Source organism: Oligoflexus sp. (assembly GCF_035712445.1).
Taxonomy (GTDB): Bacteria; Bdellovibrionota_B; Oligoflexia; order Oligoflexales; family Oligoflexaceae; genus Oligoflexus.
Window position 1 is genome coordinate 1 of the sequence record NZ_DASTAT010000089.1, and the last position, 8,043, is coordinate 8,043.

The 8,043-nt window shown below is 52.1% G+C and carries 8 protein-coding genes and 1 pseudogene; 6 read left to right on the forward strand and 3 right to left on the reverse strand.

Going from position 1 to position 8,043, the window contains the following annotated elements; genetic code table 11:
- Positions 1–269 precede the first annotated feature (269 nt).
- A pseudogene (locus VFO10_RS31480) lies at positions 270–617 on the forward strand (transposase zinc-binding domain-containing protein); the annotation flags it as partial.
- Positions 618–680: 63 nt separating this feature from the next.
- Entirely contained in the window at positions 681–1,778 is a 1,098-nt protein-coding gene (locus tag VFO10_RS19300) for a transposase (RefSeq protein ID WP_325143232.1), read from the forward strand.
- 184 nt (positions 1,779–1,962) lie between these two features.
- Here the strand turns inward: VFO10_RS19300 and VFO10_RS19305 are convergent, their stop codons facing one another.
- Complete coding sequence (locus VFO10_RS19305) at positions 1,963–2,202, reverse strand: helix-turn-helix domain-containing protein (RefSeq protein WP_325143221.1); 240 nt, start codon at positions 2,200–2,202, stop codon at positions 1,963–1,965.
- 97 nt (positions 2,203–2,299) lie between these two features.
- Between VFO10_RS19305 and VFO10_RS19310 the strand changes: the two genes are divergently transcribed.
- The 3 genes from VFO10_RS19310 to VFO10_RS19320 all read left to right on the forward strand — a co-directional run bounded on the left by VFO10_RS19310 (position 2,300) and on the right by VFO10_RS19320 (position 5,918).
- Positions 2,300–2,674: a hypothetical protein gene (locus VFO10_RS19310; protein WP_325143223.1), complete on the forward strand. Its 375-nt coding sequence runs from the start codon at positions 2,300–2,302 to the stop codon at positions 2,672–2,674.
- 62 nt (positions 2,675–2,736) lie between these two features.
- Positions 2,737–5,319 (forward strand): ATP-binding protein, encoded by a 2,583-nt coding sequence (locus VFO10_RS19315; protein WP_325143225.1) that lies wholly within the window; start codon positions 2,737–2,739, stop codon positions 5,317–5,319.
- A gap of 194 nt (positions 5,320–5,513) precedes the next feature.
- On the forward strand, positions 5,514–5,918 hold the full coding sequence (locus VFO10_RS19320; RefSeq protein ID WP_325143227.1) for a hypothetical protein: 405 nt from the start codon (positions 5,514–5,516) through the stop codon (positions 5,916–5,918).
- Here VFO10_RS19320 and VFO10_RS19325 read toward each other — a convergent pair.
- Positions 5,910–6,815: an ATP-binding protein gene (locus VFO10_RS19325; RefSeq protein WP_325143233.1), complete on the reverse strand. Its 906-nt coding sequence runs from the start codon at positions 6,813–6,815 to the stop codon at positions 5,910–5,912. The two genes, VFO10_RS19320 and VFO10_RS19325, sit on opposite strands and share 9 nt — an antisense overlap.
- Positions 6,816–7,128: 313 nt before the next feature.
- Here VFO10_RS19325 and VFO10_RS19330 point away from each other — a divergent pair, with 313 nt between their 5' ends.
- Complete coding sequence (locus tag VFO10_RS19330; RefSeq protein WP_325143229.1) at positions 7,129–7,683, forward strand: hypothetical protein; 555 nt, start codon at positions 7,129–7,131, stop codon at positions 7,681–7,683.
- Positions 7,684–7,703: 20 nt separating this feature from the next.
- Here VFO10_RS19330 and VFO10_RS19335 read toward each other — a convergent pair.
- Positions 7,704–8,043: hypothetical protein (locus VFO10_RS19335; protein ID WP_325143231.1), on the reverse strand; the 340-nt coding region annotated here is incomplete at its 5' end.

The following is an 8,043-nucleotide window of genomic DNA, read 5'->3' on the forward strand; positions in this document are numbered from 1 at the left end:
ACATCACAATCAGGCTCAATGAAGGTCACCCGATCTCCCGCCTCGATAGCCTTTTGCCCTGGAATTGGCAGGCCGCCCCGCCCAATGAGATCGATCGCATCAAAAAATACGTCAGATATGATAAAACTCTATCGGCCTAGAGAAGAGTTTTATGGAATCAATTGCTCTTTGAAAACTGCATATGCAAAGCCTTAGAATATGCGAAGTCTTTGAATCGCTGAAAATGTCAGTGCCAATATTTTTCCCGGACGAATAATTCTTCCAGGGTTATGGCAAAGACATCCTATGTAGAATATAAAAGACATGAGCCAGAACAAACCATACTTTATAAGGTTCTGGAGGCGCATGCCCAAACTTTTTTTGATGCAAACGCTGGGGACACTGATCGAAAGGCATTACCGGATTATATAAGACACGAGTTTGACAAATTTTTAGCCTGCGGCATTTTATCTGAAGGATTTGTCAGACTCAAATGTGACAATTGTATCCACTCGATTATTGTGCCATTTAGCTGCAAATGCCGAGGTTTTTGTCCGTCCTGTGCTGGTCGCCGGATGTCGGAGCGTTCCATTTACCTCGCGGATACTGTGATCCCATTTGTTCCAACGAGGCACTGGGTTTTGTCGGTCCCCTTCGAACTTCGCTATTGGATGGCCTCAGATGATAAGCTTTTGAAGACAGTGAACAGGATCCTCTGCGATGAGATCAAGAATTATCTTCGAAAGAAGGCAAGAAAACTTGGTATTAAAGGCGGTGAGACCGGCATAGTATCTCACCTTCAGCGAGCCGGCTCTGCGCTCAACCTGAATCTTCATTTCCATCTTTTGGTCATTGATGGCATCTATAAGGTGGACGAGGGTCAGCCTGTTTTTTATAGAATCCCTGGAATCCAGGAGCACGAGGTAGCGCGTGTGGTGGATGGCGTGTCACGGCGAGTTGTAAAATATTTGCGAAAGTCTGGGAAACTTTCACCTCATGGCGAGGAAGTCTGTATTGCTGATCAATCGGCTGCTGAGGATTTGACGCTATCTCAATTGAAAGGGGCATCCATCTCCAGCCGCATCGCCCTTGGACCAAGGTCGGGTCTAAAGGTTCGGCGCATCGGCGGTTCCTTTGGCTATGAGGAGGAAATACCAAAAAATCAGGGTTATGGCTGCGCCTCTAAAAACGGATTTTCCATTCATGCCGCCACTTCAATCAAGGCGCACGAGCGCGACCGACTTGAGCAACTCCTTCGCTATCTTGGTCGAGGCCCCGTGGCGCATGATAAAATCAGCCTTGATCAACATGGCAATATCCTCTATGAGCTGAAAAAATCCTTCGATGGCGCTACTCATGTCCTGCTCTCTCCACTTGAATTTATCGAAAAGTTGGCAGCGATCATTCCTCCTCCCTATCGGCATCAGGTCAATTATTATGGATGCCTCTCATCCCACAGCAAACTCAGGCCACTGATAGTTCCACGTCAGGAGATCGATGCCGGGCCTGCGGAAAAAAAGCGGAGCCCGGATGTTCCATTGGAAGAATTGCCTGGCGACCATCTGGAGGAGGAGGCAAAAAAGCCCTCGAGATATATTCCTTGGGCCGAACTGCTCAAAAGAACCTTCGGTATCGATCTTACGGTTTGCCCACACTGCGGGGGGCATGTACAGGTCATCGCTGCGATCATTCGCAAGGAAGCCATCCAAGAGGTCCTTGTGCACATGAATCTCCCGACAGGACCACCGGCGACGAAAAAGCGCTCTGGAACCGAATTTATGTATGAAAGCACTGCCTAACGGGTCGGAATGCTTGCAGCCAAAACTTGATAAACATCTGTTTATATTGCGTGAAACTACATTCTATCTCATAAGATCGACCAGCCATTGCTCTTTAAAGCGCCAAATAATCCCAGAAAAGCGAGGTGTTGCGCCGTTGTGGTTGCCGTGACAAAAGTGTAAAACTGAAAATTGCCGTTTCGTTTTACCTATCCGCCAGGATGCGATTCACCAGGTGAGTTTTGGTCGGAAAGTATTTGAAGAGGGTCTTCTCGGTGACCTTGGCTTCCTTGGCAATCTGCGCGGTGGGCGCTTCGAAACCGAATTCGATGAAGAGCTTTTCCGCAGCGCGCAGAATATCCTTCTGCTTTTCGGTCATCTCCGCGTCCGTGAGGACGGATTCGCTCAGCATGCTCTGCAGGTCGGGGGTATTTTTATTTTTCATAACAAGTCCTTACCGAAATCATCGGGCTTAAGTAAAGTGCGCACTATACCTTGCCGATATCTGTGGTATAGTGAGTACTATACTCACAGGAGTATTTATGGACAAGGTACCAAAACTGCTTGTAATGATTGACGGAAAAGAAGGCGAAGGTCCAGCGTCTATCACCTACGTGTCCCTTGCCGGAGCTCTATGGCGGGGAACCAAGACCTTCCTTCTGGCGTTTTTCGGCGGTTTGATTGTTTTCCCCGTCCCTCTGCTCCACATTTTTGGTGTCCTTTTATTGCTCGCTTCGCCTTTCGCCGGCGTGATGGTGGTCATCAAAAGCTATGGCCTCGTGCAAGGCATGGCGGGTGAATTCAATTGTCCGCATTGCGCGGCGGCGAATGCGATGGAATACCAGGAAGGCAACGCGCCTTTTTACGGATCGTGTTCGCATTGCCGCAATCCTTATCAGGTCTTTCCCAAGGCCTGACGCGACCGGGCAGGAAATTCCTGCCGCCCCTTTGCCAGCGGGATATTCGGTAAAATAACCGTATGGCTTGGTTATTCATTCTCTTCTTCACCAGCGCAATCTTCGCTCAGAATCGGGATGATGCCCAGGTTCGAGAGCTCGAGACTTTGCGCTTGAAAACTTTTGCCTATAAGGCCGATGCTCAGGCCGAGATCGATCAACGCTTCATCGCCATCAAACCCGATGCCACTCCCAAAGCCTGGATCAAAGGTTATGCGCTGGCCTCGCCTGAAGTCAAACACGTGCCCTATGCCACAGCTCTCGCGACCGCGCAAAAACTCGGTGATCCGCATCTTTTAGCCGAAATCATTCTCAGCCAGGCGCTGCAGGCCCGCGGCGATCAAAGCATGGATCAAACGCTGGGCGAATTGAAAAAAGCCCGCGACGCCGCGAAAGCCAGCGGCGATTCCCTCCTGGTCGGCATGATCCTGGCGGAAACAGCCTACACGTACAGCATCTTTCATAATCGGCACGGCGGCATTCAGGTGATCGAGGAAGCGCTGGCCATCATGAAAGATCATCCCCTGCATCCGCATTACCTCTATGCGCAGAGCACGCTTTCCATTCTGCTTTACCAGCTGGAACGCAAGGAAGAAGCCTTGCGCATCAGCAAAGAGGTTTACCAGAAATTCTCGGCCCAGAAGAATTACTATTCCGCCGCTATCGAAGCCTGCAATATAGGTCTGGCTTATCGTCAGATCGATCCCCATTCTCGCGAAGCCATTACCTACTTTGATTCAGCCATCCAATTGGCGGGAAAATCCGGCGATCGCGATGCGCTGGCGGGCGCTTTGAATGGCAAGGCCCATGCTTACCTTGCGACGGAACCGCAGCAAGCGATCCCACTCCTGCTTGAAGTCCTCGCGATCTATCACAAGGCTGGTGACAAGGTCTTCGAAACGGAAAGCATACTGACTCTGGCCGAGGCCTATCTGAATGCGAAAGAAATTCAGAACGCCAGGAAGATGCTCGATCAGGTGGCGCCCAATCCCAAGTTCGGTTCGATTTATACCGAACGCACGCTCTATCTGAAGAGTCGGGTGAACGCTGCCGCCGGTGATTTCGAAGAGGCTTATAAATCCCAGCTGGCCTACCACGATTATTGGCAAACCCGTAAGGAAACCGAAGAGGATGCCGAGCTGAATAAGCTGGCTTCCAGTCTGAATTTAAAACTGGAAGAAGAGAAGAATCGAACGCTGCAGGTCGAACTGCGGAATCAGCGGCAGGCGCAATCCCTGCTCCTGGCCATCATCGGACTTTTCGTTGTGGTGGTGGCGGCCATGATTCGCGGTCTGTGGCAGGGTTACCAGATCAAGCGGCAGAAAAAACTTCTGCAAGAAATCATGGACTCGATTCATGAGGGTATCCTGCGTTTCGGGATCGATCGCCGCATCGCTCCTCCTTATTCACGGCATGTGGAGAAGCTTTTGGGGCATGAGTTCCTCAGCGAAGGCTCCATCCTCGATATCCTCTTTCCAACGCCTTCCGAAGCCAAAACGATGACCGCGGCCTGCCTGGATGCGATTCTGGGCGAAGATCGAACGACCTGGGAGTTCAATGCGGTCCATCTGCCGAGTGAAATTCATCTGCGCGATCGGATTGTGCAACTCTTCTGGCATCCGATTCCCAATCGTCTGCATCAGACGGAACAGCTGATGCTCGTTCTGCGGGATGTGACGGAACAGAGAAACTACGAAGTCCTTCTGCAAAACGAGCGGCATGAACGGGATGCGCACAATGCCCGCGCCTTAGAGTTGCGCCACGTGGATATCATGCAGGTGCTGCACTTTTTACAGCGTTTGCAAGGGATGCAAGAAAACTATCGGAATGCCTTGCCCGATGCGACCGCGTTCCTGCGCCAGCTCCATACGTGGAAGGGTGAGGCGCGGACCCATGGGCTTAAAATACTCGCAGAAGAAATTCATCTGCTGGAAGATCATTGGTCGCTGCCCGATGCGGCTGGGGAAGGCCGGGAGAAACTCGAAGCCTTTCTCCTCTCCATCCAGGATTACCTGGCCCTCCTGGAAGATCCTCTGCTCCTGTCCCAGGGCACACGGCGGGTCAACCTGCTCTCACTGGCCGCTGATCTTTTCCATGATGCACAGAGCCGTTTGGAACAGGCAGGGATCCATTGGGGATCGGTGCAGGCCATCGACGGTGTGCATGGCTGGACGAGTGAACTGGCTGAAATCGTGCGCAGCATCCTCCTGCATGCGATCAGTAACAGCATTGATCATGGATTCGTGCGGGCGCCCGCGGAATTCCGTGAGGGCGTGCGGGCGTTCTTCGCCGTTGAAGTCAGCATAAATGACGGATATTTGGTGATCGATCTGTCGGACAATGGCCAGGGGATCCGCTGGGAACACATTCGAAATCTGGCGCGAGCTCGAGGCATAGCGGCTGAAACCAAGGCCGAGCTGATTGACGCGCTTTTTCTCGATGGCTTTTCTACGGCTGACCGTATGAGTCTGAGCAGCGGCCGCGGGATAGGACTCTCAGCAATTAAAAGCATTTGCGATGAGCGGGGCGGGAAGGTGGAACTTACCGATCGACCTTCCCAGCCTGGAGCGCATCTCGCCGTGCGGCTGCCTTATAATTCCGCCTGACCAATTCGCATAAAGCAGCTATACTAAGGGAAAATCTCACAATAGGCGGAATAACCTTGCAATTAAGGTCGATTGTATTCGCTTTGTTGCCTTTTTGTTTTTGCGCAGCTTGGAGTGCTCCGGCGGAAACCAATTCGGGGATCACCTCGATCGCCTTGCCGGGGATCGCGGAGAAACCCACACTGGGTGCTCTCGTGGGCTTGACGCATCGCTTTGAAAATCCGATTTTCATCGATAAGATCACTGCGAACATCATGTATTACCCGGGGATCAAACTCATGGATCCCAGCCGGGTAGACGTTGAAAATGATGATCCGGTCCTGAAGCGAGGGAACAGTCTGGATTTCGATGAGAAACATGCCAACCTTCTCATCATTTCGCCAAGGGCGAGCAGCTGCTATTTCCGGGAAACGATCTGCTTCAATCTATCGCCGCTTTCAGCGCCGATATTCACCGCCAATCAGCAGTTCAAGATGTATGTGGCGCCCTTTGCCGGCATCCAAATTCAACAGAGGATATTGGGAGCGCAGTGGTTTGTCGCGTATGACACCAACCTTTTTGAAGATCAGAGTGCCTGGACGCTGGGCGCTTCATTTTAAAGGGAGAGTGATCGAGAGCTGGGTGCCGCCGCTGCTTCGATTCCGAATTTCGGGCGTCGCCTGCAAAGCGCGGCAGATGCTTTGAATCGCACTTAAACCCACGCCGCGGCCGCTGGTTTCGGAAACGGAGCTGGCGGTGGATAGGCCGTCGCAGAAGAGTATGTCAGTCAGCGGTCGTCCGGGTTCCGGCACAAATCCTCGCGCTTGCGCTTGCGTCGCGACGAAATTCATATCGATCCCTTGACCGTTATCCGCAATCACAAGCTGAATCGCTTGCTCCTGATAGATCGCTTCGATTTCGATGAGGGCAGGTTCCGACGACCCCTGCGCTCGCAGAAAGCCGTGATCGACAGCGTTGGCGACGCTGTGCAGGATGATCTCGTGAATCTGCTGCAGGGTCGCCTCATCCCAATGCCGAATCTGATCGAGGACCCGCACACCCTGAAAGCGACGTTGTCCCGCCTGCAGGCGACGGCTGGCTTCTTCCGCATAAAGACTCGCATAAGCATAGAGATCGCGCGCACACGAATCTTCGGTGCGCGACGCCATGAGACTATTCAGAAGATGATCATAGTCCGCGAGCACGGTGCCCAATTGATTCCAATGCGCTTCGGTGGCTTCTGCCACGCGTGATTCCATTTCATGAATCTGACCGGCCAACTCCTTCAGCCCCAGGGTGCGAGCGGCCCCTTTGAACGTATGCAGGCGTCGCAGCGTTGCTGTCTCCGGTCCATCCTGCAAAGCCTTCCATTCCTCAGCGATCTGCTTGAGCAGCTGCCGCATCAAAGATGGTTTGCCGGCGAGGATCTCCTGCAATTTTTCCTGCAGCAGTTCGACCCGCTGGGCCTGCTGTTTAGCGAATCGCTGGATCGCCCGTAGCTGGGACTCGTCACGCACCGAAACCAAACTTTCTCTTAAGCATCATCTTTCGGCGTCTGAGAAACTGGCCCTCCGGGCATGGTTCCGTGCGAAAGACGATGAGGGGTTTGACATTGAGTCCTGGTTCAAACGAGAAAAGGTTACCGCTAAACTCAGGTCATTGGTTTTGTGCGTTTCACGAAGGAATCCCTGGATTGGTTACAGCCCCTGCAGGTCGGCCTCCGGCCCTCTCGCGCTCCTCCTAACGGAGAATGGGACTTCGACATCAGCATTGATAGGGGTTGAGAAGCTTGAATCCGACCTCGCCTTTGGTCGAGCACTGGTTCCACGTATGAGTCCGTTCGTCGGTGACGACGGTTCTATCAGTGTTTCCCTTTCAATTGGTTCAACGTCGGCGAAAAAAAGCGTCGGCCAGGAGTTCTCAGAAGTTGTTCACAAAATTAATGCCGCCCTGCTCCGCGCTTCGCACTCCGACAGGGCGTCGAATTTCTCTGTGCTCGCCTCTCCAGATCCTGACGCTTTTCCCCGTGCTCCGCACGGCGCGTCAGAATCTTACGGGCTGCGCTCAGAGAAATTTTTGGACCTCTTTTCCCCTTTGGGGGGAAGAAAACAAACCTGGGGATCTCTGGAAGCTTCCTTAACGCTTACGTCGCCGGAGGCGTTTGAAGCTGCTCTGACGTGTTTGAGGAAGCTGAGTCGCGCGGACACAAGAAAAAGCGCGCAGCGCTGGCTTGAACACGCGAGACTAAAGAATCGTAGCTTTGAAACCACCGAGGAAGTTTGGGAGTCAAGAGCAGCGGAAGCCAAAATCCTTTTGGAACTCGCTGAGGGTTTGAGGCATGTGGTTGGAACCGGCCTTAACGCAAAGAAGACATCTCAAGGTTAATAAAAGTCCTAAATTCCTATTTAGCAGGAGTTTTTCTCACCGAAGAAAAGCCTCTGTATCCCCTTATCCAAAAGTCTTCTTCTTACGGAAAGAATGGGAGAAAACGAATCCGCAGCTGTGCGGAGGATTCGGTCGCTGCAGCGCAGTGCGAAGCGCGGAGCAAGGCGGCTATCATTAGATAAGACAATTAAACCTGTTGAAAAAGAATAAGAAATAAAAAACTTGAGAGTCAGGAGTTCTTGATCTATTGCCACGGCATAAGATCCCAGTTGAAGAACTCCTGAATACTGTCTTCTGCTATACTGTAGCCATGACCCTTGGAATTCTGCCGTTTCCACTTTACTCCAGCATCTTTGAATA